23 protein-coding genes are annotated in these 24948 nt (G+C 74.6%); 12 read left to right on the top strand and 11 right to left on the bottom strand.

Annotated features, from left to right (window positions below; translation table 11 throughout):
- Nucleotides 1–14: 14 nt before the first annotated feature.
- The 4 genes from ABZW14_RS22270 to ABZW14_RS22255 all read right to left on the bottom strand — a co-directional run bounded on the left by ABZW14_RS22270 (nucleotide 15) and on the right by ABZW14_RS22255 (nucleotide 5139).
- Nucleotides 15–881: a universal stress protein gene (locus tag ABZW14_RS22270; protein ID WP_355349581.1), complete on the bottom strand. Its 867-nt coding sequence runs from the start codon at nucleotides 879–881 to the stop codon at nucleotides 15–17.
- Complete coding sequence (locus ABZW14_RS22265) at nucleotides 878–3280, bottom strand: phosphoketolase family protein (RefSeq protein ID WP_355349578.1); 2403 nt, start codon at nucleotides 3278–3280, stop codon at nucleotides 878–880. The genes ABZW14_RS22270 and ABZW14_RS22265 overlap by 4 nt, the downstream gene beginning before the upstream one ends.
- Before the next feature lie 128 nt (nucleotides 3281–3408).
- Nucleotides 3409–4242 carry a universal stress protein gene (locus ABZW14_RS22260; protein WP_355349575.1) on the bottom strand — a complete coding sequence of 278 codons (834 nt, stop codon included), beginning with the start codon at nucleotides 4240–4242 and terminating at the stop codon, nucleotides 3409–3411.
- A gap of 96 nt (nucleotides 4243–4338) precedes the next feature.
- Nucleotides 4339–5139 (bottom strand): PP2C family serine/threonine-protein phosphatase, encoded by an 801-nt coding sequence (locus ABZW14_RS22255; protein WP_355349572.1) that lies wholly within the window; start codon nucleotides 5137–5139, stop codon nucleotides 4339–4341.
- Between the two features lie 107 nt (nucleotides 5140–5246).
- Between ABZW14_RS22255 and ABZW14_RS22250 the strand changes: the two genes are divergently transcribed.
- The 7 genes from ABZW14_RS22250 (at nucleotide 5247) to ABZW14_RS22220 (ending at nucleotide 11316) form a co-directional block, all read left to right on the top strand.
- A complete protein-coding gene (locus tag ABZW14_RS22250) occupies nucleotides 5247–5483 on the top strand; it encodes an HTH domain-containing protein (RefSeq protein WP_089010418.1) in 237 nt (78 codons plus the stop codon).
- On the top strand, nucleotides 5483–6058 hold the full coding sequence (locus tag ABZW14_RS22245) for a Clp protease N-terminal domain-containing protein (protein ID WP_355349569.1): 576 nt from the start codon (nucleotides 5483–5485) through the stop codon (nucleotides 6056–6058). Before ABZW14_RS22250 ends, ABZW14_RS22245 begins: the two co-directional genes overlap by 1 nt.
- Before the next feature lie 113 nt (nucleotides 6059–6171).
- On the top strand, nucleotides 6172–7179 hold the full coding sequence (locus tag ABZW14_RS22240) for a diacylglycerol kinase family protein (protein WP_355349566.1): 1008 nt from the start codon (nucleotides 6172–6174) through the stop codon (nucleotides 7177–7179).
- On the top strand, nucleotides 7172–8173 hold the full coding sequence (locus tag ABZW14_RS22235; protein WP_355349563.1) for a YihY/virulence factor BrkB family protein: 1002 nt from the start codon (nucleotides 7172–7174) through the stop codon (nucleotides 8171–8173). The genes ABZW14_RS22240 and ABZW14_RS22235 overlap by 8 nt, the downstream gene beginning before the upstream one ends.
- Before the next feature lie 79 nt (nucleotides 8174–8252).
- Nucleotides 8253–9743, top strand: a complete 1491-nt coding sequence (locus ABZW14_RS22230; protein WP_355349560.1) for a phosphatase PAP2 family protein — start codon at nucleotides 8253–8255, stop codon at nucleotides 9741–9743.
- Between the two features lie 10 nt (nucleotides 9744–9753).
- Nucleotides 9754–10557, top strand: coding sequence for an endonuclease/exonuclease/phosphatase family protein (locus ABZW14_RS22225; RefSeq protein WP_355349557.1), 804 nt, complete (start codon nucleotides 9754–9756; stop codon nucleotides 10555–10557).
- A 36-nt stretch (nucleotides 10558–10593) separates the two neighbouring features.
- The gene (locus ABZW14_RS22220) at nucleotides 10594–11316 is read left to right on the top strand and encodes a hypothetical protein (protein ID WP_355349554.1); all 723 of its coding nucleotides are present in this window, start codon (nucleotides 10594–10596) and stop codon (nucleotides 11314–11316) included.
- A gap of 154 nt (nucleotides 11317–11470) precedes the next feature.
- On the opposite strand, the gene ABZW14_RS22215 is transcribed toward ABZW14_RS22220, so the two are convergent.
- Together ABZW14_RS22215 and ABZW14_RS22210 are read right to left on the bottom strand one after the other, a co-directional pair.
- Complete coding sequence (locus ABZW14_RS22215) at nucleotides 11471–12316, bottom strand: alpha/beta hydrolase (protein WP_355349551.1); 846 nt, start codon at nucleotides 12314–12316, stop codon at nucleotides 11471–11473.
- Nucleotides 12313–13275, bottom strand: a complete 963-nt coding sequence (locus ABZW14_RS22210; RefSeq protein ID WP_355349548.1) for a TIGR03557 family F420-dependent LLM class oxidoreductase — start codon at nucleotides 13273–13275, stop codon at nucleotides 12313–12315. Before ABZW14_RS22210 ends, ABZW14_RS22215 begins: the two co-directional genes overlap by 4 nt.
- 381 nt (nucleotides 13276–13656) lie before the next feature.
- Here ABZW14_RS22210 and ABZW14_RS22205 point away from each other — a divergent pair, with 381 nt between their 5' ends.
- A complete protein-coding gene (locus ABZW14_RS22205) occupies nucleotides 13657–15018 on the top strand; it encodes a cellulase family glycosylhydrolase (RefSeq protein ID WP_355349545.1) in 1362 nt (453 codons plus the stop codon).
- A gap of 61 nt (nucleotides 15019–15079) precedes the next feature.
- Here the strand turns inward: ABZW14_RS22205 and ABZW14_RS22200 are convergent, their stop codons facing one another.
- Nucleotides 15080–15679, bottom strand: coding sequence for a MauE/DoxX family redox-associated membrane protein (locus ABZW14_RS22200; RefSeq protein ID WP_355349541.1), 600 nt, complete (start codon nucleotides 15677–15679; stop codon nucleotides 15080–15082).
- A gap of 82 nt (nucleotides 15680–15761) precedes the next feature.
- A complete protein-coding gene (locus tag ABZW14_RS22195) occupies nucleotides 15762–18563 on the bottom strand; it encodes a BTAD domain-containing putative transcriptional regulator (RefSeq protein WP_355349538.1) in 2802 nt (933 codons plus the stop codon).
- 253 nt (nucleotides 18564–18816) lie between these two features.
- On the opposite strand from ABZW14_RS22195, the gene ABZW14_RS22190 reads away from it, so the two are divergent.
- From ABZW14_RS22190 to ABZW14_RS22175, 4 genes are all read left to right on the top strand, one after another.
- Nucleotides 18817–19017, top strand: coding sequence for a hypothetical protein (locus ABZW14_RS22190; RefSeq protein WP_355349535.1), 201 nt, complete (start codon nucleotides 18817–18819; stop codon nucleotides 19015–19017).
- A 102-nt stretch (nucleotides 19018–19119) separates the two neighbouring features.
- On the top strand, nucleotides 19120–19683 hold the full coding sequence (locus tag ABZW14_RS22185; protein WP_355349532.1) for a hypothetical protein: 564 nt from the start codon (nucleotides 19120–19122) through the stop codon (nucleotides 19681–19683).
- Nucleotides 19680–21575, top strand: a complete 1896-nt coding sequence (locus ABZW14_RS22180; RefSeq protein ID WP_355349529.1) for an ABC transporter ATP-binding protein — start codon at nucleotides 19680–19682, stop codon at nucleotides 21573–21575. The genes ABZW14_RS22185 and ABZW14_RS22180 overlap by 4 nt, the downstream gene beginning before the upstream one ends.
- Nucleotides 21572–22036: a S26 family signal peptidase gene (locus ABZW14_RS22175; RefSeq protein WP_355349526.1), complete on the top strand. Its 465-nt coding sequence runs from the start codon at nucleotides 21572–21574 to the stop codon at nucleotides 22034–22036. The genes ABZW14_RS22180 and ABZW14_RS22175 overlap by 4 nt, the downstream gene beginning before the upstream one ends.
- Nucleotides 22037–22042: 6 nt before the next feature.
- Here ABZW14_RS22175 and ABZW14_RS22170 read toward each other — a convergent pair whose 3' ends face one another.
- From ABZW14_RS22170 to ABZW14_RS22160, 3 genes are all read right to left on the bottom strand, one after another.
- Complete coding sequence (locus ABZW14_RS22170; RefSeq protein ID WP_355349617.1) at nucleotides 22043–23296, bottom strand: sigma-70 family RNA polymerase sigma factor; 1254 nt, start codon at nucleotides 23294–23296, stop codon at nucleotides 22043–22045.
- Nucleotides 23297–23299: 3 nt separating this feature from the next.
- The gene (locus ABZW14_RS22165) at nucleotides 23300–23692 is read right to left on the bottom strand and encodes a YciI family protein (RefSeq protein ID WP_355349614.1); all 393 of its coding nucleotides are present in this window, start codon (nucleotides 23690–23692) and stop codon (nucleotides 23300–23302) included.
- 109 nt (nucleotides 23693–23801) lie between these two features.
- Nucleotides 23802–24788, bottom strand: coding sequence for a polysaccharide deacetylase family protein (locus ABZW14_RS22160; protein ID WP_355349523.1), 987 nt, complete (start codon nucleotides 24786–24788; stop codon nucleotides 23802–23804).
- Nucleotides 24789–24948 lie beyond the last annotated feature (160 nt).

Genomic DNA, 24948 nt, shown 5'->3' with positions numbered 1-24948 from the left:
GCCGTCGGGCGGAATCAGCGTTCGCGGACCACCGCCACCGGGCACTGGGCGTGGTGGATGAGCTGCTGGCTGACCGAGCCGAGCAGCATCCCCCGCAGCCCGCCCCGGCCCCGGCTGCCCACGACCACGAGCTGGGCCGACCGGCTCTCCTCGACCAGCAGCGCGGCCGCGTTGCCCGGGCTCGCCACCACCTCGACCGGCACGTCCGGGAAGGTCTCCCGCCAGGTGGCCAGGTCCGCCTCGGCGGCCGCCCGCTCGGTGGCGTTGGCCTCCTCCGGGTCGAAGCCCGACGGCGCCCCTCGCGCGCCGGGCGGCTCCCACACCCGCAGCGCCCGCACCGGCACGTCCCGCTGCGCGGCGCGCTCGACCGCGAAGCCGAGGGCCTGCACCGAGGAGGGCGAACCGTCCGTGCCGACGACCACCGGCCCGGACGTGACCGGCCGGCCGTCCCGGACCACGATCACCGGGCAGTGCGCGTGGGCGGTCACCGAGACGGCGGTGGAGCCGGTGAGCAGCCCGGCGAAACCGCCGTGGCCCCGGCTGCCCAGCACCAGCATGCCCGCCTCGACGGACCGCTCCTGGAGGACCAGGGCGGGTGGCCCGTCGAAGACCTCGCCGTGCACGGTGAGCCCCGGCCGATCGTCCGCGGCGTCCGCCGCCGCCCGGCGGACCAGGTCCTCGACCTGCCGGCGGGCGGTCTCGTCGGGCCAGACCCCGGGGGCCACCCCGGGACCGATCCAGCCGGCCACCGTCAGCCATTCGAAGACGTACGCCAGCCGGACCGGCCGGCCCGAGCGGCCCGCCTCGTCCAGCGCCCAGTTCAGGGCCACCGTCGCGTCGGCGGAGCCGTCGTAGCCGACCAGGATCTCGTCGCCGTTCATGCCCCGCTCCGCAGGGAGGGGTCGGTCTCCCGGATCCAGCGCCACTCGGCGACCCGCGGGTCGTCCTCGCCGTGCTGCCGGGTGTAGTCGCGGCAGGACTGCCGGAGGTCCACCATCTCCTGCCGCAGGTGGGCGGCGCGCGAGCGCAGCCCGGGCAGCCGGTCGATGACGTCGATGACCAGGTGGAAGCGGTCGAGATCGTTGAGCATCACCATGTCGAACGGCGTGGTGGTGGTGCCCTCCTCCTTGTAGCCGCGCACGTGGAGGTTGTCGTGGTTGGTCCGGCGGTAGGTGAGCCGGTGGATCAGCCACGGGTAGCCGTGGTAGGCGAAGATGACCGGCTTGTCGCGGGTGAAGATGGTGTCGAATTCGCTGTCCGGCAGGCCGTGCGGGTGCTCCGACGGCGGCTGCAGGCGCATCAGGTCGACCACGTTGACCAGCCGGACCCTGAGGTCGGGCAGGTGCTGGCGGAGCAGGTCGGCCGCCGCGAGCGTCTCCAGGGTCGGCACGTCGCCGGCGCAGGCGAGCACCACGTCCGGCTCGTTGCCGTCGTCGGTGCTGGCCCAGTCCCAGATGCCCAGGCCGCGGCGGGTGTGCTGGATGGCCTCGTCCATAGTCAGCCAGTTGGGGGCCGGCTGCTTCCCGGCCACCACCACGTTGATGTAGTGCCGGCTGCGCAGGCAGTGGTCCATGGTGGAGAGCAGCGTGTTGCCGTCCGGCGGCAGGTAGACCCGGACCACCTCGGCCTTCTTGTTGACCACGTGGTCGATGAAGCCCGGGTCCTGGTGCGAGAAGCCGTTGTGGTCCTGCCGCCAGACATGGCTGGAGAGCAGGTAGTTCAGCGAAGCCACCGGCTCCCGCCACGGGATCTGCCGGGTGACCTTGAGCCACTTGGCGTGCTGGTTGACCATCGAGTCGACGATGTGGATGAACGCCTCGTAGCTGGTGAAGACGCCGTGCCGGCCGGTCAGCAGGTAGCCCTCCAGCCAGCCCTGGCACAGGTGCTCCGAGAGCACCTCCATGACCCGGCCGTCGGGGGAGAGGTGGTCGTCGCCGGGGAGCCGCCGGCCGACGAACGCCCGGTCGGTGACCTCGAAGACGGCGCCCAGCCGGTTCGAGGCGACCTCGTCCGGGCCGAACAGGCGGAAGGTCTCCGGGTTGCGGGTGATGACGTCCCGGATCCAGGGGCCCAGTGCGCCCGTGGCGCCGGCCATCGGCGTGCCGGGCTCCTTGACGTCGACGGCGTAGTCACGGAAGTCGGGCAGCTCCAGCTCGCGCAGCAGCCGGCCGCCGTTGGCCACCGGGTTGGCGCTCATCCGCCGGTCACCCCTCGGCGGCAGGCCGGCCAGGTCGGCCACCGGCGCGCCGGTGGCGTCGAACAGCTCCTCCGGCCGGTAGCTGCGCAGCCACCGCTCCAGCTCGGCCAGGTGCGCCGGGTTGTCGCGGACCCCGTCGATCGGCACCTGGTGGGCGCGGAAGGTGCCCTCGACCTGCTTGCCGTCGACGTCGTCCGGCCCGGTCCAGCCCTTCGGCGTTCGCAGGACGATCATGGGCCAGCGGGGGCGCTCGACCTCGCCGCCGGAGCGGGCCCGGCGCTGGATCCCGGCGATCTCGTCGACCACCCGGTCCAGCGTGGCGGCGAGGGTCTGGTGCACCCGGGCCGGGTCGTCGCCCTCGACGACGTACGGCTGGTAGCCGAAGCCGCGCATCTGGTCGAGCAGGTCCTCGGCGGGGATCCGGTCGAGCACCGTCGGGTTGGCGATCTTGTAGCCGTTGAGGTGCAGGATCGGCAGCACCGCACCGTCCCGGGCCGGGTTGAGGAAGACGTTGGACAGCCAGCTCCCGGCCAGCGGCCCGGTCTCCGCCTCGCCGTCACCGATCACGCAGGCGACCAGCAGGTCCGGGTTGTCGAACGCGGCGCCGTACGCGTGGCTCAGCGCGTACCCCAGCTCGCCGCCCTCGTGGATCGAACCCGGCACCTCCGGCGCCACGTGGCTGGGGATGCCGCCGGGGAAGGAGAACTGGCGGAAGAGCCGCTGCATGCCGGTCTCGTCGCGGGGGATGTGGTGGTAGAGCTCGCTGTAGGTGCCCTCCAGCCACGTGTTGGCCACCAGGGCGGGGCCGCCGTGGCCCGGGCCGGTGACGAAGATGGCGGACAGGTCGCGGTCGACGATGACCCGGTTGAGGTGGGCGTAGAGGAGGTTGAGGCCGGGGCTGGTGCCCCAGTGCCCCAGCAACCTCGGCTTGATGTGCTCGGGCTTCAGCGGCTCACGTAGCAGCGGGTTGTCGAGCAGGTAGATCTGCCCGACGGTGAGGTAGTTCGCCGCCCGCCAGTAGGCGTCGAGCCGGCGCAGCTCGTCCTCGGTCAGTGGGCTGTGCAGGTCCAGCGCGGTGTCCATGCTGCGTTAGCCTCTCGCGGCTCGGGGTCTTCTGCCACCCGGGGGCGGATCCGCCGCCCCCGGCACGTCCAGCCTCGTCCCTCGGCCGGCTCGCGGAGCAGGGCCGTAGGTCCCGGGCCGGGCGGGCGTCATGACTCGTCCCCGTCGTCGGGGTCGAGTCCACGGACGACGATGACCGGGGCGGGCGAGTGGTAGAGCAGCGTCTGGCTGACCGCGCCCAGCATGCCCCGCAGCGGCTCGTCGCCGCGCGCCCCGACCAGCGCCACCTGTGCCGAGCGGGACTGTTCCAGCAGGACGCCGCCGGGGTCGCCGCGGATCGTGTGGCACTCGACGGCCACCCGGGGATGCCGGGCGGCGTACCGCGCGACGGCCTCGTCGAGCAGGCCGTCGTCGCCGTCGGTGTGGTGCTCGGGCTCCGTCACCCGGATGGCGAGCAGCCGCGATTCGCGGCCCTCGGCGCAGTCGAAGGCGTACGCCAGGGTGGCGCGCGAGCTCTCCGACCCGTCGAAGCCGACCAGCAGCGGCCCCTGCGGGGGCGGCTCGATCCGGGCGACCAGCACCGGGCAGCCGGCCCGGGCGGCGAGCTGCACCGCCGGGGTGTCGGCCTTGACGCAGGACGGGCAGCCGGCCATGCCGCCGTCGCCGATCGCCAGCAGGAACGCCGAGTCGGACGCCCGCACCAGTGCCTCGACCGGGTCGCCCTCGACGATCTCGTCGGTGACCGCCACCGCCGGTGCGGCGTCGGCGGCCTCCCGGCCGGCCTTCTCCAGCAGCTCCTCCGCGACGGTGCGCGGGCCGCTCACCGAGAACGAGTCCAGGGCCGCCGCCCAGTTGAAGGCGTGCAGCAGGTGCAGCGGCCGGTCGTGCGCGGCGGCCTCCGCGGCGGCCGTCCGGACCACCTGGAGGTCCTCGGCGGAGCTGCCCACGCCGACCACCACCGCGCCGTGGGTGGGTGCGGGCATCCCGGCTCACCTCCCGACCGCGCTGTCCTCACCCACGGTAGTCGTGCGGGTGCCCGCCGGGACCCGGTCGGCGGAACTCGGACCGACGGGAGCGGATCAGCGGGGGTTGGGCAGGGCCGGGTGGACGCGGACGACCACGGCGGTGGCGTTGTCCTCGCCGCCCTCGGTGAGGCTGGCGGCGAGCAGGGCCTGTGCGGTGCGGGCCGGGTCGCGGCGCGCCGACAGCAGGTCGCGTAGCCGGTGGTAGCCGAGCTGGTCACTCACCCCGTCGGTGCAGAGCAGCCAGGTGTCGCCGCTGCGCAGCGGCACGGCGAGCAGGTCCGGCTCGGGCTTGTCCGGGTGGCCGACGTAGCGCAGCAGTTGGTAGCGGGCCCGGGCGGCCTCCGGCGAGTCGGCCGGCCACCATCCGTGCAGCAGGCCGAGCCAGGCCATGGTGTGGTCGACGGTCACCAGTTCGAGCAGCCCTTCGCGCAGCCGGTACGCCCGCGAGTCGCCGAGCTGCACCAGCCAGCCCTGCCCGCCGTCGGGCTCGGCGACCAGGGCGGTGAGCGTGCAGCCGGTCAGCCCGGCCAGTGCCGCCCCGGCCCGGCGTACGCGGAGCTGGGTCTCGGCCGTGGCGGCGCGCAGCAGGGCGGCGTCGACGGCCGGCCAGCCGGCGCGGACCTGCGCCACGAAGGTGGTCATGGCGGTGGTGCCGGCGGTCCGGCTGCCCTCGCCGTCGCCCATGCCGTCGGCGACCGCGGCCAGCGGCAGCTCCGGGTCGACGTGCAGCACGTCGAAGTTCTCCGCGTAGCGGTGCCCGACCACGCTACCCCCGGCGACCTCAAGGGTGAGCCGGCCGACGGTCAGCCGGCGGGTGGCCTGGACCGGCTGGTCCAGCGGGCGGCGGCGGAACACCAGCGGACCGTAACACCGGTCCGGGTCGTGGATCGGCAGGTCGCGGTGACGTGTCGGGCTGTCAACCGGGGTTGACAAACGGCCATCCGTCAACCAAAGTTGACAGCATGAGTCAGGCGACGGAACTCGCGGCGGCGGCCGGCAGCACCGACCCGAAGGTCGGGCTGCGGGCGGTGCTCGCCCTGCGCCGGCTGCTCGAACGGCTGGAGGTGGTCCAGGTGGACAACGCCCGACGGCAGGGCTGGTCCTGGCAGGAGATCGCCGACGCCCTCGAGGTCAGCCGGCAGGCGGTCCACAAGAAGCACGCCGGGCGACCGGCGGTCCGCGGAAGCTGGGAGGCGTGATGTTCGAACGGTTCACCGACCGGGCCCGCGCGGTGGTGCGCCACGCGGTCGACGAGGCGCGCACCGAGGGCCGGCGCCCGGTCGGCACCGAGCACCTGCTGCTCGGTGTGCTCGCCGACGGCGACAACCTGGCCGTCCGGGTGCTCTCGGCCGGCGGCATCCGGGCCGAGGACCTGCGCGCCGCCGTGGCCCGGCACACCGCGCACGGGGTCGACGGCCTCGGCGCCGCGGACGCGGCGGCGCTGCGCGAGATCGGCATCGACCTCGCCGCGATCGTCGCCCGGATCGAGGAGTCCTTCGGCCCGGACGCGCTGCGCGAGGCGGCACCCGCCCCGCGCCGGTGGTGGGGTCGCCGCCCCGACAACGGCCGGTTCTCGCCCCGGGCCAAGAAGGTGCTGGAGCTGTCCCTGCGGGAGGCGCTGCGGCTGCGCCACCACCACATCGGCACCGAGCACATCCTGCTCGGCCTGCTGCGGGAGGGCAACGGGCTGGCCGCCCTGGTGCTCACCGAGGCCGGCGCCGACCTCGACGACCTGCGCCGGCGGGTCGAGGCCGCGCTGCGCGCCGCGGCCTGAGCGCCCCGGCCGGCCGCCGCCACGGGGCCGGCCGGTTCAAACCTGTTTGCGGTCCTCGCAACGTCTACCGGTGTCGAGTCGCTGAGTCGCGCCGCTTGCTGCACACTTGCGCCGTGGACGGTGGAGACGAGAAGCGCCCGTTGACCGCGGACAACCCCGCGCCGCGCTCGGCCGTGGTGGTCAACCCGACCAAGGTGACCGATCTCGACGGGTTCCGCCGGACCGTCGACAACGCCCTCACGGCCGCCGGCTGGCCCGCGCCGGCCTGGCACGAGACCACGGCGGAGGACCCCGGCCGGGGTCAGACCGAGGCGGCCGTCGAGGCCGGCGCCGAGGTGGTCTTCGCCTGCGGCGGGGACGGCACCGTGATGGCGTGCGTGACCGCGCTGGCCGGCACCGACGTGGCGCTGGCCGTGCTGCCCCAGGGCACCGGCAACCTGCTCGCCGCCAACCTCGGCCTCTCCAACGACCTCGCCGCCGGGCTGGAGGTCGCCGTCGAGCGGGGCGTGCGCCGGCTCGACGTGGGCGCGGTCGGCGACCAGTGCTTCGCCGTGATGGCCGGGATGGGCTTCGACGCGCAGATGCTCGACTCCACCTCGGAGACGACCAAGAAGCGGATCGGCTGGCCGGCCTACGTGGTGGGGGCGGCCAAGCACCTGCGTGACCGCCCCATGCGGGTCTCCATCCGGATCGACGGCGGGCCGCCGCTGCGCCGGCGGGCCCGTTCGGTCCTGGTCGCCAACGTCGGCCGGCTCCAGGGCGGGGTACGCCTGCTCACCGACGCCGAGCCGGACGACGGCTGGCTCGACGTGGCCGTGCTGACCCCGCGGACGCTGGGCCACTGGCTGGCCATGGGCTGGGCGGTGCTGCGACGCCGCGGCAGCGTGCCCCGGATGGAGGTGCTCCGGGGCCGCAAGGTCGAGATCACCAGCAACCGGGCCCAGCCCCGGCAGCTCGACGGCGACCTCATCGAGCCGGGACGGTCGCTGAAGGCCGAGATCCGGCCCGGGGCGCTATGGCTCTGCGTGCCGCGGCCGGCGCGCCACCCCGACCTGTCGGTGGACGCCGAGGCCGCCGCCGAGCGCGGCGAGCGGCTCGTCGAGGAGGCGCGCCGTGAGTAGCACCAAACTGGTCCCCGAGACCCGGCTCATGGCGAAGGAGGAGCTCTCCGCCGACGACGCCTGGCACACCCTGCGCCGCCACGGCGGCTGGTGCCTGCTCCGGGACGCCTTCATCCGGTTCCGCTACGGCGACGGCTTCAGCCACTCCCGGGCCTTCGCATTGCAGCTCTGTCTGGCCGTGGTGCCGTTCCTCATCGCGCTCACCGGCCTGATCACCGACCTCGGCGCCGACGAGGGCGGCAAGGTGGTCGCCGACACGGTGCTGGCCATCACCCCCGGCCAGAGTGAGTCGGTGGTGCAGGAGCTGCTGGCCGACACCGAGCGCACCGAACGGGCCGGTGAGCTGGCACTGACCCTCGGCCTGCTGACCGGCCTGATCGCCCTCGCCACCACCATGGCGCAGATCGAACGGGGCGCGAACCGGATCTACGGCGTCGAGCGGGACCGCCCGGCCCTCTTCAAATACCTGCGTGCCGCGGTCCTCGCGCTGGTCGCCGGCGTGCCCGCGCTGGCCGGGTTCCTGATCCTCGTCGGCGGCCGGGCCATGGGCGAGTCGGTACGGCGGCACTACGAGTGGGGTGACTTCGCCAACGCGGCGTGGGACGTGATCCGCTGGCCGCTCAGCCTCGGCCTGACCGTGCTCGCCGTGGCGGTGCTGTTCCGGCACGCCCCCCGGCGCAACCAGCCCGGCCTGTCGTGGCTCTTCTTCGGCGCGGGCATCGCCACCGCGCTCTGGTGGCTGGCCAGCCTGCTGCTCGCCGCCTACGTTAAGTACAGCGGCGGGTTCGGGCAGACGTACGGCGCGCTGACCGGGATGATGGCCCTGCTGATCTGGGCCAACCTGACCGGGATGGCGCTCTTCGGCGGGCTGGCCTTCGCCGCCCAGCTGGAGGCGATGCGGATCGGCGTGGAGGAGCCCGCCCAGCCCGACCTCTGGGAGCCGGAGGCCGAGCGCGAGGAGCTCCTCGACACCGGCGACATGACCGCCCTCTGACGCCGCGCCGGCGCTCCGGCGTGTACGGGGAGCGCGAATCGGGTACTGCGCGCCTCGCAGCAGACGAGGGAGGTGCGGGGTGACCGCGGTCAAGGAGGCGACGCGCCGCCCGCTCGGCCATTTCGCCGAGCGGAGCCTGGCAGGGCTGCTCGCCGTGGCCGGCGCGGGAGTCGGTTTCGGCGTGCTGCTCATGCTCGTACGGTTCCACTGGGGCCCGCTCTACCACGCGGACCACGAGGCGGCCGAGTGGTTCAACCAGCTCGTGGCGCCGCACCATCCGGTGGTCACCGTGCTCCAGGCGGTCACCGACCTGGGCGGGCGGCCGGTGCTCATCTGGCTGGTCACCATCGCGGTGGTCGGCCTGCTGATCCGCCGCCAGTCCCGGCTGGCCGTCTACCTGATCATCACCGGGGTGGGCGGGTTGATCCTCGACCCGTCGCTCAAGGCGCTGGTCGGCCGGCTGCGCCCGGTGGTGGACGTACCGGTGGCCCACGCTCCCGGCAACAGCTTCCCCAGCGGCCACGCGCTCGGTTCGTTCGTCGCCTACGGGGCGCTGCTGCTGGTCTTCCTGCCGGCCATGGCGCCGCGCTGGCGCAAGCCGGCCATCGCCGTCGCCGGTCTGCTGGTCGTCCTCATCGGGCTGACCCGGATCGCGCTGGGCGTGCACTTCGTCTCGGACGTACTGGGCGGCTGGCTGCTCGGCGCGGCCTGGCTGGGCGTCACCGCGTACGCCTTCCGACTGTGGCGGCGCGAGCGCGGCCGGCCGGTGCCGCCGCTGACCGAGGGCCTGGAGCCCGAGGCGGGCAAGGAGATCACCCCGGCCCCGGCCGAGGAGCACGTGCTGGAGCGCCCCCGCTCGTCGGTGGCCGAGCTGCTGGTCGGCTGGGTGATCGTGTTCGGCGCCCTCTACGCCTTCGGCATGTACGTCAGCTACCACGCCAAGGGCACCGTCTTCGACACCCTGGACACGAGGGTGCCGCACTGGTTCGCCGACCGGCGCACCGACGCGCTCACCGACCTGAGCTGGTGGTGGAGCAAGTTCGGCGACACCCACGCCATCCTGCTGATCTCGCTGGTGTTCTGCCCGATCGTGCTGGCGGTCTGGAAGCGGTGGCGGCCGGTGCTCTTCGTGGTGCTGGCGATGTTCGGCGAGCTGAGCCTCTTCCTGGCCTCGGCCCGGGTGGTGGAGCGGCCCCGCCCGCCGGTGGAGAACCTGGACGGGCAGATGCCCACCTCGTCCTTCCCGTCCGGGCACATCGCGGCGACCATCTGCCTGTGGACCGCCATGGCGATCATCGTGCTGCCACGTACGGACCGCTGGTGGCGCTGGCTCTTCGTGGCCATGGCCGTGATCATGCCGGTCGGCGTGGCGACCTCCCGGATGTACCGGGGCATGCACCACCCGACCGACTTCATGGGCGCGATCCTGCTCAGCGCGCTCTGGATCACGCTGCTCTGGTGGGTGGTCCGCCCCAACGCGGACGTGCACCGGGGCAACCGGCCGGCCATCGAGTCGGAGCAGGTGCACGAGCTGGACGACGAGCTGGCGAAGGCCGGCCGGGAGGACTGATCGGGCGCCGATGCTGCGGGTGATGACCTGGAACATCCGGACCGGCGGGCGGGACCGCGACGGCACCGACCGCCGGGACCGGATCGCCGCCGTGGTCGCCGACCAGCGCCCCGACCTGCTGGCCCTCCAGGAGCTGCGCGGCCTGGACTCCGACGGCGGGCTCGCCGGGCTGGCGGAGCGGGTGGGCATGGTGCCGCACCTGGCCCGGTCCTGCTTCGGGCAACCGGTGGCGGTGCTGGTCCGCCCGCCGCTGCGGGTGCTCCGGAACGGCCGGCTCCGCCGCCCGTTCCACCACGCCGCCGCCCGCGTCCAGGTGGCCACCGCGTCCGGCCCGCTCACCGTGTTCAGCACCCACCTGAACCCGTACTCGGGCGGGCGGCGGCGGATGGAGGCCGACTGGCTGGCGGTGGCGGTGCGGCGCACCGGGGGAGACCTCGCCCTGCTCGCCGGTGACCTGAACACCCTGGAGCCGGCCGCCGACCACACCGCCCGGCTGGCCGGGCTGGACCCCCGCTACCGGCGGCGCCACCTGCGCCGCGACGGCCGTACCGTCGACACCCGCGCGGTGGCCCGGCTGCTCGACGCGGGCCTGGTCGACCTGTGGCCGCACACCGGCGGCGGCGAGGCGGCCGGGCTGACCGTGCCGACCCGGCACGGCGGGGCGGAGTTCGCCGGGATGCGGCTGGACTACCTGCTCGCCACCCCGGCGCTGGCCGCGAAGGCCCGCACGGTCCGGGTGGTCCGCGGCGGCGACGCGGACAGCGCCTCCGACCACTACCCGGTCATCGCCGACCTGGCGCTGGCGCCCGGCTGACCGGAACGGTTTGCCGGCGGTCACTACGGTGACGCCGTGACCGGCCCGTCCACCCTTCGCCCCGACCCGTCCCGGGACCCCGCCGAGCTGCCGCTTGTCGCGGCCGTCGCCCGCGCCGTCGCCCTGGCCGTCGTGCTTCCGGTACGCCTGCTCTGGGAGCTGATCGCCGCGACCGGCCGGGCGGCGCAGCGCTACGTGCTCGGCCCGATCGGGCGGTTCCTGTGGCGCTGGCTGCTGCGGCCGCTGGGCCGGCTGCTGCGGCACGCGCTGTGGCGGCCCCTGGCCTGGGTGCTCCGGACGCTGGTCGGGCGGCCGCTGGTGTGGCTGGCCCGGGGCCTGGCCTGGCTGACCCGGCACCTGCTGCTGATCCCCCTGGCCTGGCTGTTCGGGGAGCTGGTGGTGCCGGCGCTGCGGTGGCTGGCCCGGCTGCTCGCTCCGGTCGGCCGGGCGCTGGCCGCCGGGCTGGCCCTCCTGGGGCGGGGTCTGTGGTGGGTGACCCGGGTCGTCGGGGCAGCGCTGGTGTGGGCCTGGCGGTTCGCCGGCCGGGTGCTGCATGCGCTGTACCGGGTGACGTTGCGCCCGCTGGGGCTGGCCCTGGCCTGGGTGTGGCGGCACACCGTGGTGCCGGTGGGGCGGGCCCTGCGCGCCGCCTGGCGGGCCACCGTGGCGCCGGCTGCCCGCTGGCTGCGCCGCGCCGTGCTGGACCCGGCCCGGCGCACCGTACGCGAGATCCTGACCGCGCTGGGCCTGCGCCGCTGAGCCGCGCCCGGCCCGTCCGCCGGAGCCGGTTCAGACGAGCAGGTTCAGCAGCACGGTCAGGACGACCGAGGCGAGGATCGAGAAGAGGATCATCAGCAGGCAGCCGAGGCCGCCGCCGACGGGCCGGATCTCCGTGTTTCCGATGCGCATGGACTCACCTTTGCAGGACGGGCGCCAGCAGGTCGCGGATCGCGTCGGCGACCTGACCGGGCGCGGTGGTGGCGACGTTGTGCGCCGCCCCCGGCACGGCGGCCGTCCGGGCGTCCGGGACCAGACGGGCGGCCTCCGTGCGCCAGCCGGCCGGGACGACCGGGTCCCGGGCACCGGTCAGCACCAGCGTCGGCGCGGTGACCCGCACCAGGTCCGCCTCGATCGCGTTGCGCACCGAGTGGGACAGGGTGGCGAACACCCGCCGTGGGCGCGCGTCCAGGACGTCGCGCAGCAGGATCGGGGCCTGCCACTTCGCCTCCCGCAGGGTGTCCAGCAGCCACCGCCCGATCTGGCCGCGCCGGGAGCGCGCGGCCGGGTCGCTGGTGGGCCCGGCCAGCACCAGCGCGCGGACCAGTTCCGGGCGGCGGGCCGCGAGCGCCGCGGTCACCTCCGCCCCGAACGAGTGGCCGAGCAGGCAGGCCGGCCCCAACCGGTACGCGGCCAGCCACTCCGCCAGGAACGCGGCGTGCCGGCTCACGTCGTACGCGGTGCCCGGGCGCTCGGTCAGCCCGAAGCCGGGCAGGTCCGGCACGTACACCGGATGGGTGGCGGACAGGGCCACCGCCAGCGGGGTGAGGTAGCGGTGCGAGACGGCGAGGCCGTGCACCAGCACCACCGGCGTCGCGTCGCCGCCCGGGTCCGCCGACCGGCGGGTGTGCGTACGCAGGCCGTCGATCAGCCGGAACTCGCTGGTGAGGCCGGCGGCCGGACGGGGCGCGGCCAGCGCGAGCCGCAACTCGACCGGCCCAAAGCGCCCCGGTGGCGAGGACCGGACGGCGGGGCCGGTCACAGCTCCCGCAGCCGGGGCAGCAGCTCCTCCTGAGCCCAGTCCAGGAACATCGGCTGGCTGTCGGCGCCGACCTGGACCAGCGCCACGTGGGTGAACCCGGCGTCGACGAACTTCTTGAACGCCGCCACGTGCCGGTCCACGTCCGGCCCGCAGGAGATGCCCTCGGCCACGTCCTCCTCGCGGACGAACTGGGTGGCCGCGGCGAAGGCGTCCGGGCCGGGCAGGTCGGCGTTGACCTTCCAGCCGAGGCCGAACCAGCGGAACTGGTCGTGCACGATCTTGCGGCACTCGGCCTCGTCCGGGCCGTAGCAGATGGCCACCTGCCCGTAGCGGGGGCGGCCCGCGCCGCCGGCGTCCTCGTACATCTCGACCAGGTGCGGGAGCGGGTCGGTGGCGATCATGGCGTCGGCGTACTCGGCGGCGAGGGTGGCGGACTGCCGGCCCGAAGCGGCCACGGCCATCGGCACCGGGCGTTCCGGCCGGTCCCAGACGTAGGCGTCGGGCACGTCGAAGTGGTTGCCGGAGAAGGTCAGCGTCTCGCCGTTGAGCAGGGGCCGGATGATCTGCAGCGCCTCCTCGAACATCTCGTGCCGCTGCTGCACGTGCGGCCAGCCGCCCACCACGTGCTCGTTGAGGTTCTCCCCGGCGCCGAGGCCGAGGGTGAACCGCCCGTCCGAGAGCACCCCGACGGTGCTGGCCTTCTGCGCCACCACCGCCGGGTGGTAGCGCCGGATCGGGCAGGTCACGAAGGACATCAGCTCGGCCCGGCTCGTGGCGTGCGCGACGGCGCCGAGCACCGACCACGCGTACGGGGAGTGGCCCTGCGAGTCCAGCCAGGGGTAGTAGTGGTCGGACATGACGAGGTGGTCGAAGCCGGCGGCCTCGGCGCGGACGGCATGGTCGACCAGCTGCTTGGGTCCGGCCTGTTCGCACATGAGGGTGTAGCCGACGTTGACCATGGCACAGCTCCTTCCGGGCGGATCGTCCTCGGATACCCCGCGCAGCGGCGGTCAACCCTGGTGTCCGCTTCGACGGTGGATGGTCTTGACGCTGGCGGGGATGCTGCTTACAGTCCGGCTTAACCGGTTCAGACCCGGTGGCGCATTATCCCGTGGTGGGGATGACTGCCCCTGCGGCGGCCCGAGGCGACATGGGCCGCCGCAGGCCGCCACCCCGTACGGCCGATCTGCTTAACCGGTTGCCTTCCGCGATCCATCGCCCTACGCTGATGCCTGCGTCCGCCGGGAGTCGGGCGGCGGCTGCCGGGCTCAGCCGCCACGCCCCTCGTCACCATCACCGCACCCCACCTGGGCACGGGGGACACCTCCCTGAGGACAGCCATGAAGAAACCGCTCTCCGTCGCGGGCGCCGCCCTGCTGACGGTCCTCGCCGCCGTCTTCGCCTTCGGGCAGCCGGCGCACGCCGCCGCCGGCTTCTCCGTCTCCGGCGGCCGGCTCTACGACGCCAACGGCACCGAGTTCGTCATGCGCGGGGTGAACCACGCGCACACCTGGTACCCGCAGCAGACCAGCTCGTTCGCCGACATCAAGGCGCTTGGCGCGAACACCGTGCGGGTGGTGCTGGCCAGCGGCGACCGCTGGGCGAGGAACAGCGCCGCCGACGTCTCCAACGTCATCTCGCTCTGCAGGGCCAACCGGCTCATCTGCGTCCTGGAGGTGCACGACACCACCGGGTACGGCGAGCAGAGCGGTGCGATCACCCTGGACCGGGCGGTCGACTACTGGCTCAGCATCGCCGGCGCCCTCCAGGGCCAGGAGAAGTACGTCATCGTCAACATCGGCAACGAGCCGTACGGCAACCAGGGCTACGGGACCTGGGCCACCGACACGGCGAACGCGATCAAGCGGCTGCGCACCGGCGGACTGACCCACACGATCATGGTGGACGCCCCGAACTGGGGTCAGGACTGGTCGTTCACCATGCGCGACAACGCCGCCTCGGTCTTCGCCGCCGACCCGCAGAAGAACACCGTCTTCTCGATCCACATGTACGGCGTCTTCGACACCGCCGCCGAGATCACCGACTACCTGGGCCGGTTCCGCACGGCCGGCCTGCCCATCGTGGTCGGCGAGTTCGGCTTCAACCACTCCGACGGCAACCCGGACGAGGACACCATCCTGGCCTACAGCCAGGCCAACGGGATCGGCTATCTCGGCTGGTCGTGGAGCGGCAACGGCGGCGGGGTCGAGTACCTCGACATGGTGACCAACTTCGACCCGAACCAGCTCACCACCTGGGGCCAGCGGATCTTCAACGGCGCCAACGGCATCAGGGCCACCGCCCGCGAGGCATCGGTCTACGCCGGCACGTCACCCAGCCCGACCACGAGCCCGACGACCAGCCCGAGCCCGACGAGCAGCCCGACCACCCCGCCGCCGAGCGGTGGCTGCACCGCCGTCTACACCATCGTCAACTCCTGGCAGGGCGGCTTCCAGGGCGAGGTCAAGGTCACCGCGGGCGCCGCCGCGATCAGCGGCTGGACGACGAAGTGGACGTTCGCCAACGGCCAGGCGGTCAGCCAGTCCTGGAACGCCGCCGTCAGCAACAGCGGCGCCGCGTACACCGCGCGCAACGTGGACTGGAACGGCCGGCTCGGCGCAGGAGCCAGCACCTCGTTCGGCTTCCTCGGCAGCTGGAACGGCACCAACGCGATCCCCGCGGTGACCTGCACCGCGAGCTGAGCGCCGACGCACCACCGGTGGGCCGGGTCCGTGCGGATCCGGCCCACCGGGTGATCGCGGGTCACGTCTCGTGGTGGGTGGGTGCCGCCGGCGGTGCGGTGCCGATCGGCAGGAAGAGCTCGACCAGGTCGTCCAGCCGGATCAGGACCGCCGCGCCCAGCACTCCGGCCAGCACGGCGACGGCCGCGCCCGCCGGCGCCGGCCGGTGCGCCGACCCGACGATCGCGTCGACCAGTCCCACCGCGACACCGGCCAGCAGCAGGCCGTTGCGGACGACGTGCCGGCGGCCGAGAGGCCGCTCGGCCGCGCCGAAGCAGGCGCAGCGGGCCCCGGTGCGGCGGCGCACGGCGAGGACGACACCGGTCGTCAGGACGGCCAGCAGCAGGCTGGTGACCAGGAGCACGAGAGTGGCCACGGCGCGGGCGCCGGGCCAGCCGGCGAGCGCCGCGACCAGCGACCAGCCCAGCCCGAGCACGATGGCCGCCTCGGCCCCGGTCACCGCCGCGGCGGCGGGACCGACCAGCCGGCCGGGCAGCAGGGGGAGCGGCCGGAGCGAGTCCGCGAACGCCCGTTGGGCCGCCCGGCTGCGCAGCTTGCTCCACGCCGAGGCGGCGAAGACGCACCACAGCGTCGCCACGAGCCCCACTGACAGATACGACATCGTTCCCCCGACCGACGGGCGCGGCGTGCTCCGGGCGTCAGTATCGCCACCGCCGTGGCCCGGGGGCAAGCATCGATGGCGGTCAGGCCCGGGCCGGTGGCGCGACCTGGACCGGGTCCGCGTCGGCCAGCCGGGCGCGGACGGCCTCCGCCCGCGCGTTGCCGAGGTCGTCGAAGATCTGCTCGGCCTGTCCCCAGGCGGCCCGCGCGGCGTCGTGCCGGCCGGCGGCGCGGTGCGTGTCGCCGAGATGGGCCAGCACGTCGGCCTCGTTGTACCGGTCGCCGCACCGCCGGTACAGCGCCAGCGCCCGCTCGTAGCAGTCGACCGCGCACTCGTGCTCACCGCGGTGGTGGTGCACGTAGCCGATGCTGTCCCAGGTGGCGGCCTGCCCGACCCGGTCGCCGAGCTTCTCCTGCAGGGCCAGCGCCTGGTGGCAGTGGCGGAGGCTCTCGTCGAAGTCCCGCGCCAACGCGTGCACCCACCCGAGCAGGTTCAGCGCCCGGCCGATGCCCGGCTCGTACCCGGCATCGGTGTACAACCGCAGCGTCTGGGCCGCGTGCTCGTGCATCGCCGCCCAGCGCTGCCGGGATTCGGCCAGGCAGGCGAGGGCGAAGTGCACGGCGGCGCGGCCGCCCGGGTCACCGAGCCGCGCGTACAACTCCAGCGCCGACCGGTACGCGGCCTCCGCCTCGGCGTAGCGGCGCAGCGAGGCGTACGCCCGGCCGAGGAAGCGCTGGGCCCGGGCCTGCTCGGCCGGCTCGTCGAGCCGCCGGGTCGCCTCGATCGCCAGCTGTGCCACGGCGACCAGGTCCGGCCAGCGTCCCTGGTTGTCGAGCGGGCCGGCGAGAACCCGCGCCAGCTGCCAGGCGTGCCGGTCGGACCCGGCGTCGACGGCGAGGCGGACCGCGGCCGGCAGCACCTGGTGCTCGGCGGTGAACCAGTCCAGCGCCGTCCCCTCGTCCGGCAGCGGCTCGGGCCGCACGCCCGGCTGTGGCGGGGTCCGGACCGCCCGGTCCCGGTGCGGCTCCACCAGGACCGCGGCGGCGTCACCGGTGTGCAGGTAGTGGTCGAGGATCCGGTGCACGGCGGCGGACCGGTCGGCCTCCGGGTCGTGCCGGGCGGTCAGCTCCGCGGCGTACGTGCGGAGCAGATCGTGCAGGTGGAACCGGCCGGGTCGGTGCTCGGTGACCAGGTGCGCCTGGGTCAGCTCGGCCAGCAGTCGCTGGGCCGGCCCGGCGGGGAGACCGGCGAGGCTGGCCGCGGCCGGGGCCGCGACGTCCGGGCCCGGGGCGAGGCCGAGCAACCGGAACAGCCGGGCCGCCGGAGGGCTGAGCCAGCGGTACGACCAGGAGAACACGTTGCGGACGTCGGTGATCGGATCCCCGGCGGCCAGGGCGTCGAGGCGGCCCGCGCGCAGCTGGGCGGCGAACCGGACCAGCGGGAAGGTCGGCTTGGTGGCCGCGCGGGCGGCCACCACCGTCAGGGCGAGCGGCAGCCCGGCGCACAGGGCGACGATGTCCTCGACGGCCTCGGGTTCGGCGGCGACGCGGGGCGCGCCCAGGCGGCGGGCGAGCAGTTGCCGGGCCTCGTCGGGATCGAACAGGCCGACGTGCACCGGCCGCGCGCCCTCGGCCGCGACGAGCCCGGCGAGGTCGTCGCGGCTGGTGACCAGCGCCAGGCAGCCGGCCGCGCCGGGCAGCAGCGGGCGGGCGTGGGCGGCGTCCCGGGCGTTGTCCAGCAGGATCAGCACCCGCCGGTCGGCCAGCAGCGTCCGGTACAGCGCGGTCGCGGCCTCCGGCTCGGCCGGTACGCCCTCCGCCGGCACGCCGAGCGCGCCGAGGAACACCCGGACCGCCGCCGCGCTGTCCATCGGGTCACCGCTGCGGTCGAAGCCCCGCAGGTTCACGTGCAGTTGTCCGTCGGGGAAGCGGTCCCGGACCCGGTGTGCCCAGTGGACGGCGAGCGCGGTCTTGCCGACGCCCGCCGTGCCGGACAGGACCACGACCGTCGTGGCCGTTGCTCCCTCGCCGCCGCCGTCGAGCGCGTCCGTCAGGCAGGCGAGTTCGCGCCCCCGGGCGACGAAGCCGGCCGAGTCGACCGGCAGCTGCGCGGGGACGTGCCGGACCGGCCGCCGTGCGATGCGCGCCCCGTCCGGCGCGTCGGTCCGCAGGATCGCCCGGTACGTCTCCCGCACCTCGGGCGAGGGATCGGTGCCCAGCTCCTCGGCCAGCCGGTGCCGCAGCTCCGCGTAGCAGGTGAGCGCGTCGGCCGTCCGGCCGGCCCGGTGCAGACCCCGCATCAGCACGGCGCTCAGCGGCTCGACCAGCGGGAACTCGCCGACCGCCTCGGTCAGCGGGCCGAGCACCGCGCCGGCGTTGCCGCACCGCAGCTCCAGGTCGGCCCAGGTCACCAGGGTGTCGAGGTGCTGGCGGCGCCAGGCGCGCCGCATCCGTTCCGCCCAGCCGCCGGGCAGTCCGGCCAGCGGCTCGCCCGCCCACAACTCCAGCGCGGTGCGCAGCAGTGCGGCCTGTTCCTGGTCGGACCGCCCGCGAGCCCGGTCGAGCAGATCGCGGAACCGGTGCAGGTCGACCCGGTCCGGCCCGAGGTCCAGCACGTAGCCGCCGGAGCGGCGGGCCAGGGGCGCGGCCCCGTCCGGGGCGGCCCGGGCCAGCAGCCGCCGGAGCCGGGTGAGATAGACCTGGAGGGTCTGCCGCGCGCCGGACGGGGCCTCGTCCCACACCCGGTCCACGAGCTGGTCGAGGGTGACGGGGCGGCCCACCTCGGCCGCCAGCACGGCGAGCACGTGCCGCTGCTGCCGGGGACCGGCGTCGACCGCCCGGTCCGCCGCCCGGATCTCCACCGGGCCGAGCAGAGCTATCTCCACGCCGTCTCCCGCCCCCGCCGGTCAGCGCCGGGATCACCGGTGTCGATGTCCTCCGGCCGGCTCCATCTCAGCACCGTCGGGGCCGGGGGCCAAGGAACTGTTAAGAAATCGCCTCGACCCGGCGGCAGATCGTGGGAGGGCGCGGCCGGGCAGGCCGACCGGACATCCGGGCGTACGGGGGGTGCCGTGCCGTCCACGCGGCGGGGTGCGACCCGGCCGCGCGTCAGGACCGGACAACGAAGGGAAGGGTCCGATGCGCACTGTCAGCAAGCTGACCAACGCCGTCGCCGATCGACTGCTGGGACTGGTGGTCCCGCACACCGCGGCGCGGGCGACCGACTGCGACTACTTCTGCTGCGGCCGCGACAGCTGGCGGTACTGCTGCTACTACCCGAACGGCACCAGCAACTGCGGCTCCTGCTTCACCTCGTCGTCCAGCCAGTACTACTGCTGAGCGGCATCGCCCGACTGTGCCCGGCGGCGGATCGGACCGCCGCCGGGCACGCCCCACCCTCGCCGCCGTACCCGGCCGGCCCAATCGACAAGGCGGTGCACCATGCCCTACCTGATCGCGGCGCTGTTCCTCGTCGGCGCGCTCGGCGCGCTGAACCTGCTGCTGGCCCTCGGGATGATCCGGCGGCTGCGCGAGCACACCAAGCTGCTGGACGCGCTCTACGAGTACGTCGGCGCCACCCGCACCCTCGCCCCCGGCGCGGACGCCCGCGGCCCGTCCGCCGGAGACGTGGTGGACGACTTCACGGCGACCAGCGTGGACGGCCTGCCGGTCGCCCGGGACCTGCTCGCCGAACCGACCGTCGTCGCGTTCCTGTCCCCGGACTGCCGCGGCTGCCGTGAGCAACTGCCCGAGCTCCTCGCCTGGGCCCGTGGCCAGGACCGGCAGCGGGTGCTGGCGGTCGTGAGCGCCCGGTCCGGCGACCCGGCGGAGCTCGTCGCGGCACTGAACCCGGTGGCGAACGTGGTCGTCGAGACCGCCCGGACGCCGGTCGCCGACGCGTTCCGGGTCCAGGCGTACCCCCTGTTCTGCGTGCTGGGCGAGGGCGGCATCCTCACCGCCGTGCTGCCTCGGGTCTCCGGCCTGCCGGTCGGGACGCCGGCGTGACCGGCGGCCGGGAGCCGGGGACACCGGGTGCCCGTGCGCTGGCCGGCTCCGGCGTGCGGGCGGCGGGGATGGTCTGGCGGGCGGCCCGGGTACCCGTCCTCGGCTACCTGGCCGTCACGCTGATCGGCGCCGGTACGCCGATCGCCCTGGCCTGGTTGACGGCGGCGGCCCTGGACCGGCTGGCGGCGCCGGCCGGCGCGGCGTCACTGCTCGGCCTGGGACTGGCCATCGCGGCGGTGGGCACCGCGGCCGCCGTGGCCGGACACGCCGGCCAGTACCTGCGGGCGGAGGTGGACCGCCGGGCGGCGCTGCGCGGCAAGGACGAACTGTTCGCCGCCGTGTCCCGCTTCGCCGGGCTCGCCCGCTTCGAGACCCCGGCGTTCCTCGACCGGCTGCGGCTCGCGCAGCAGAGCGCCGCGAATCCGGGCCGGTTGGTCGACAGCGCCCTGTCCGCCGCCCGCAGCGTGCTCACCGTCGCCGGCTTCGTGGGCTCGCTGGCCCTGATCAGCCCGGCGTTCACGCTCGTGCTGGTGCTCGCCGCGGTGCCCGCGTTCCTGATCGAGCTGCGGCTGTCCCGGCAGCGGGTCGGGATGCTCTGGCGGATCGGCCCGGTCGAACGGCGCGAGCTGTTCTACGCCCACAAGCTGTCCACGGTGGACGCGGCCAAGGAGATCCGGCTCTTCGGCCTCGGTGGCTTCCTGCGCGGACGCATGCTCGCCGAGGCGCGGACCGCGAACGCCGCGCGGCGCCGCACGGACCGCCGGGAACTGCTGGTGCAGGGCGGCCTCGCCGCCGGCTCGGCGGTCGTGGCCGGCGGCGGCCTGGTCTGGGCCGTGCTGGCCGCCGCCGGCGGCCGGCTCGGCGTCGGCGACGTGTCGATGTTCGTGGCGGCGGTGGCCGGCGTGCAGGCCGCGCTCACCACCCTGGTCGCCGCCGGGGTGATGGCGTACGAGCACCTGCTCACGTTCCACCACTTCGTGAGGGTGGTGACCGCCGAGCCGGACCTGCCGACGCCGTCCCGGCCCCGGGCCCTGCCCGCCCTGCGCTCCGGCATCGAGCTGCGGGACGTCTGGTTCCGGTACAGCCCGGACCATCCGTGGGTGCTGCGCGGGCTGAACCTGGTCATCCCGCACGGGGCCACCGTCGCGCTGGTGGGGCCCAACGGGGGCGGCAAGAGCACGCTGATCAAGCTGTTGTGCCGGTTCTACGACCCGACCCGGGGCAGCATCCGGTGGGACGGGGTGGACATCCGGGACGTGCCACCCGAGGCGCTGCGGGCCCGGATCGGCGCCGTCTTCCAGGACTTCGTGGCGTACGAGCTGACCGCCGAGGAGAACATCGTGGTCGGCGACCTGGCGGCGGTCGGCGACCGGGCCCGGATCGAGGACGCGGCCCGGGAGGCGGGCGTCCACGACGTGGTCACCGCCCTCCCGGCCGGGTACCGGACGTTGCTCGGCCGGGCCTTCGACGCCGAGCCGCCGGGGGACGTGGAGGATCCGGACACGCTCGCGGCCGGGGTGCCGCTCTCCGGCGGTCAGTGGCAGCGGCTGGCGCTGGCCCGCGCGTTCCTGCGCCGCGACCGGGATCTGCTCATCCTCGACGAGCCGAGCGCGGGACTGGACGCCGACGCCGAGCACCAGGTCCACCAGCGCCTGCGGATTCTGCGGTCCGGCCGGACCAGCCTGATCGTCACGCACCGGCTCGGCACGGTCCGCGACGCCGACCGCATCGTCGTGCTGGCCGGCGGCGTCGTGGTCGAGCAGGGCCCGCACGCCGCCCTGCTGGCCGCGGACGGGACCTACGCGCGCCTCTTCGCCCAGCAGGCCGCCGGCTACCGGGACGACGAACCGGCGGCCGCCCGCGCCGGGCACCCCACGGCGGTCCGCCGGTGACCGGGGCGGCGCTCACCGGCGCGCTGGCCGCCGTCGGGCTGCTCGGCGCCGGATGGTGGCTGCGCCGCCGGTACGTGACGGTGACCGTGGACGGGGAGAGCATGCTGCCGACGTACCGGCCGGGTGAGCGCCTGCTGGTCCGGCGGGTCGCCGCGGCGTCCCTGCGCACCGGTCAGGTTGTGGTGCTCAGCCGGTTCGGCCGGCCCCGCCCGGCCGCGCCGGTCTCCCGCGACCCGGCCCCCGGGCCGCCGCAGTGGATCATCAAGCGCGTGGCGGCGGTACCCGGCGACCCGATTCCCCGCGACACCGTGGCCGCCCTGCGCGGCGCCCCCGGCACCCGGGTGCCGGACGGGCGGGTGGTGGTGCTCGGTGACAACCCGCCGCGTTCGCTCGACTCCCGTCAGACCGGGTACGTCACCACGGACCGCCTGCTCGGGGTGGTGCTGCGCCGGCTCCGGTAGCGCGGCTCAGCCCCGGTTCGCCAGCCGGGCGGCCCGCATCAGCAGGTACTCGTGTTCGGGCCGGCTGGTGGTGCGGCCGGCGGCGGCCCGGTAGTGCGCCGCCGCCGCGTCCGGGTCACCGGCCATCTCGTGCAGGTGGGCCCGGGCCGCGTCGAGCCGGTGGTGACCGGTCAACCGGGGGTCGGCGGCCAGCGCGGCCAGGGCGGCCAGCCCGGCGGCGGGGCCGTGCACCATGGCGGTCGCCACCGCCCGGTTGAGCGACACCACGGGGCTCTCCGTCAGCCGTTCCAGCACCTCGTAGAGGGCGAGGATCTGCGGCCAGTCGGTCCGCTCCGCGGTGGGTGCCTCGTCGTGCAGGGCGGCGATGGCGGCCTGGAGCTGGTACGGCCCGACCGGCCCCCGGGCCATCGCCCGGGTGACCAGCGCGGTCCCCTCGGCGATCGCGGCGGCGTCCCACCTGGAGCGGTCCTGCTCGGCGAGGGAGATCAGCTCGCCGGACGGGCCGGTCCGGGCGGCGGCCCGGGCCTCGGTGAGCAGCATGAGGGCGAGCAGCCCGGCCACCTCGCTGTCGTCGGGCAGCAGCGCCTGCATGGCGCGGCCCAGCCGGATCGCCTCCTCGGAGAGGTCCACCCGGCGCAGGTCGTCGCCGAGACTCGCGGTGTGCCCCTCCGTGAAGATCAGGTAGAGCACGTGCAGGACGGCCGCCAGCCGGGTCTGCCGTTCCTCCTCGGCGGGCATCCGGAACGGCAGGCCGGAGGACCTGATGCGCTGCTTGGCCCGGCTGATCCGCTGCGCCATCGTGGCCTCGGGGACGAGGAAGGCGCGGGCGATCTCGGCGGTGCTGAGCCCGCCGACCGCCCGCAGGGTCAGGGCGATCGCCGACGCCGTGGAGAGCGTCGGGTGGCAGCAGAGGAAGAGCAGCACCAGGGTGTCGTCCCGGTCCGCGGTCAGCGGTTCGTCGGCGGCCGGCGCGGTCCGCCGGTCGTCACCACCGCGCCGGGCCGCCCGGTCCTCCCGGTCCCGGCGGGCCGCCTCGCCACGGACCAGCTCGATCATCCGGCGGTACGCGACCTGGATCAGCCAGCCCCGAGGATGGTCCGGCAGCCCCTCGGCCGGCCACTGGGTGGCCGCGGCCAGCAACGCCTCCTGCACCGCGTCCTCGGCGGTGGCGAAGTCACCGAACCGGCGGGCGAGCACGCCGAGGACCTGCGGCGCCAGTTCGCGCAGCAGGTCCTCGACGGTGTGGTCCGGTACGCCCAGAGCTCACATCTCCTGCGGCGGTGCCGACATGACGGGGTGCACCTCGATCGGCATGTTCAGCGGCCGCCCGCCCGGCCCGGGCGCGGTGGAGATGTGCGCGGCGATCTCCACGGCCCGCTGCGGCGTCTCGCAGTCGACGATCCACCAGCCGGCCAGGAACTCCTTGGTCTCGGCGAACGGCCCCTCGGTGACCACCGGCGCGCCGCTCTCGCCGGCCCGGACGATCCGTGCCTGCTGCGGCCCACCCAGGCCCTCGGCCTGCACGAACTCCCCGTCGGCGACGAGCTTCGCGTTGACCTCGCCCATGAACCCGATGTGCGCGCGGATCTCCTCCGGCGTCCAGGTGTCGATCGAGGGGAAGTCGGTCCCGGCGGCGCTGAACTGCATCAGCAGCATGTACTTCACGGTCTGCTCCTCACGCCCGAGCACCGATTGTCGGTGCTTTCACCCTCCGGTAGAAGCTGCCACCCCGCTTCTCGACATCCGCCGGGAAGAAATTTCCGGGTCAGCCGGCCGCGCAGGAGACGGTCGGCCAGGTCCGGTTGCCGTTGTGCTGGATGGTGACGCCGAAGGTGTTGCCGCTGCCGTTCGGTCTGGCGACCATCGTCTGGGCGTTGGGCCAGGTGGCGTTGACGTTCCAGGTGGCGATGATCTTAGCGGGGGAGGGCACGTTCATGGTGACCGTCCACGTGTTGGAGCCGGACACCGAGACGTTGAGGCTGTAGCGGTCGGTCCACTGCTGCCCGGCCGAGAGGGTCGCGGTGCAGCTACCCCCGCCGCCGCCGTCCCCGCCGCCGTCGGGCGCCACGGCGCGGCCGGTCTGCGGGGAGATCATGCCGGCGCACAGGCCGCGGCTGGCCAGCGTCTGCGCGATCCGGGGGATCGCCGCCAGCGTGTTGGCGGGCCAGTCGTGCATGAGGATGATCTGGCCGTTGGTGAGCCGGGCGTTGGCCTGCACGATCGCGTCGACGCTCGCCCCGTTCCAGTCCTGCGAGTCGACGTCCCAGATGATCTGGGTGAGGCCGTACTTCGCCAGCACCGACTGCACGGTCGAGTTGGTCTCCCCGTACGGCGGGCGGAACAGCTTCGGCGTGCCGCCGCCGGCGTTGGCGATGGCCTGCTGGGTACGGGCGACCTCGGAGTCGATCTGCGCCTGGCTCAGCTGGGTCAGGTGCGGGTGCGTGTAGCTGTGGTTGGCGACCCACATCCCGGCGCTGACCTGCGCCCGCACCTGGGCCGGGTTGGCGGCCGCGTACTGGCCCTCGTTGAACATCGTGGCCCGCAGCCCGTTCTGCCGCAGCGCGGTGAGCAGGGCGGGGGTGTTGGCGGACGGGCCGTCGTCGAACGTGAGCCCGACGTACCCGTTGCAGGCGGCGGCCCGGGCCGGTGCGGCCGTGGCGGTGAGCGTGACGGCCACGCTACCGGCCGCGACCAGCGCGGCCGCGGCGAGTCCCGCCGCCAGGGACCGCGTCGACGGTGTTCTGCTCCACATGCGGCTGTGCCCTCCTCGTGGTGGTGGGTCGGCCGGACCTCTCCATCGATGAATGTCAAGGTCTGTCGGCGGCGCAAGTATTTGCTGGCCGCCGACACGGAGTCAAGAAGTTCCGGAAGTCCGGGGCGCGGCAGCGCACGCCACGGAGGTGGGCGTGCCG

The sequence above is a fragment of the Micromonospora sp. NPDC004551 genome (assembly GCF_040609975.1).
Taxonomy (GTDB): Bacteria; Actinomycetota; Actinomycetes; order Mycobacteriales; family Micromonosporaceae; genus Micromonospora.
Note: the sequence above shows the minus strand (reverse complement) of the source record. Positions and strands in the feature narration are given on the sequence as shown.

Coding starts and splice junctions, on each gene's coding strand:
- ABZW14_RS22200 (WP_355349541.1), bottom strand. CDS start 15,679: ATGTCGTATCTGTCAGTGGGGCTCGTGGCGACGCTGTGGTGCGTCTTC.
- ABZW14_RS22245 (WP_355349569.1), top strand. CDS start 5,483: ATGTTCGAACGGTTCACCGACCGGGCCCGCGCGGTGGTGCGCCACGCG.
- ABZW14_RS22160 (WP_355349523.1), bottom strand. CDS start 24,788: ATGTGGAGCAGAACACCGTCGACGCGGTCCCTGGCGGCGGGACTCGCC.
- ABZW14_RS22165 (WP_355349614.1), bottom strand. CDS start 23,692: ATGCTGCTGATGCAGTTCAGCGCCGCCGGGACCGACTTCCCCTCGATC.
- ABZW14_RS22210 (WP_355349548.1), bottom strand. CDS start 13,275: ATGGTCAACGTCGGCTACACCCTCATGTGCGAACAGGCCGGACCCAAG.
- ABZW14_RS22250 (WP_089010418.1), top strand. CDS start 5,247: ATGAGTCAGGCGACGGAACTCGCGGCGGCGGCCGGCAGCACCGACCCG.
- ABZW14_RS22225 (WP_355349557.1), top strand. CDS start 9,754: ATGCTGCGGGTGATGACCTGGAACATCCGGACCGGCGGGCGGGACCGC.
- ABZW14_RS22260 (WP_355349575.1), bottom strand. CDS start 4,242: ATGCCCGCACCCACCCACGGCGCGGTGGTGGTCGGCGTGGGCAGCTCC.
- ABZW14_RS22205 (WP_355349545.1), top strand. CDS start 13,657: ATGAAGAAACCGCTCTCCGTCGCGGGCGCCGCCCTGCTGACGGTCCTC.
- ABZW14_RS22270 (WP_355349581.1), bottom strand. CDS start 881: ATGAACGGCGACGAGATCCTGGTCGGCTACGACGGCTCCGCCGACGCG.
- ABZW14_RS22190 (WP_355349535.1), top strand. CDS start 18,817: ATGCGCACTGTCAGCAAGCTGACCAACGCCGTCGCCGATCGACTGCTG.
- ABZW14_RS22185 (WP_355349532.1), top strand. CDS start 19,120: ATGCCCTACCTGATCGCGGCGCTGTTCCTCGTCGGCGCGCTCGGCGCG.
- ABZW14_RS22265 (WP_355349578.1), bottom strand. CDS start 3,280: ATGGACACCGCGCTGGACCTGCACAGCCCACTGACCGAGGACGAGCTG.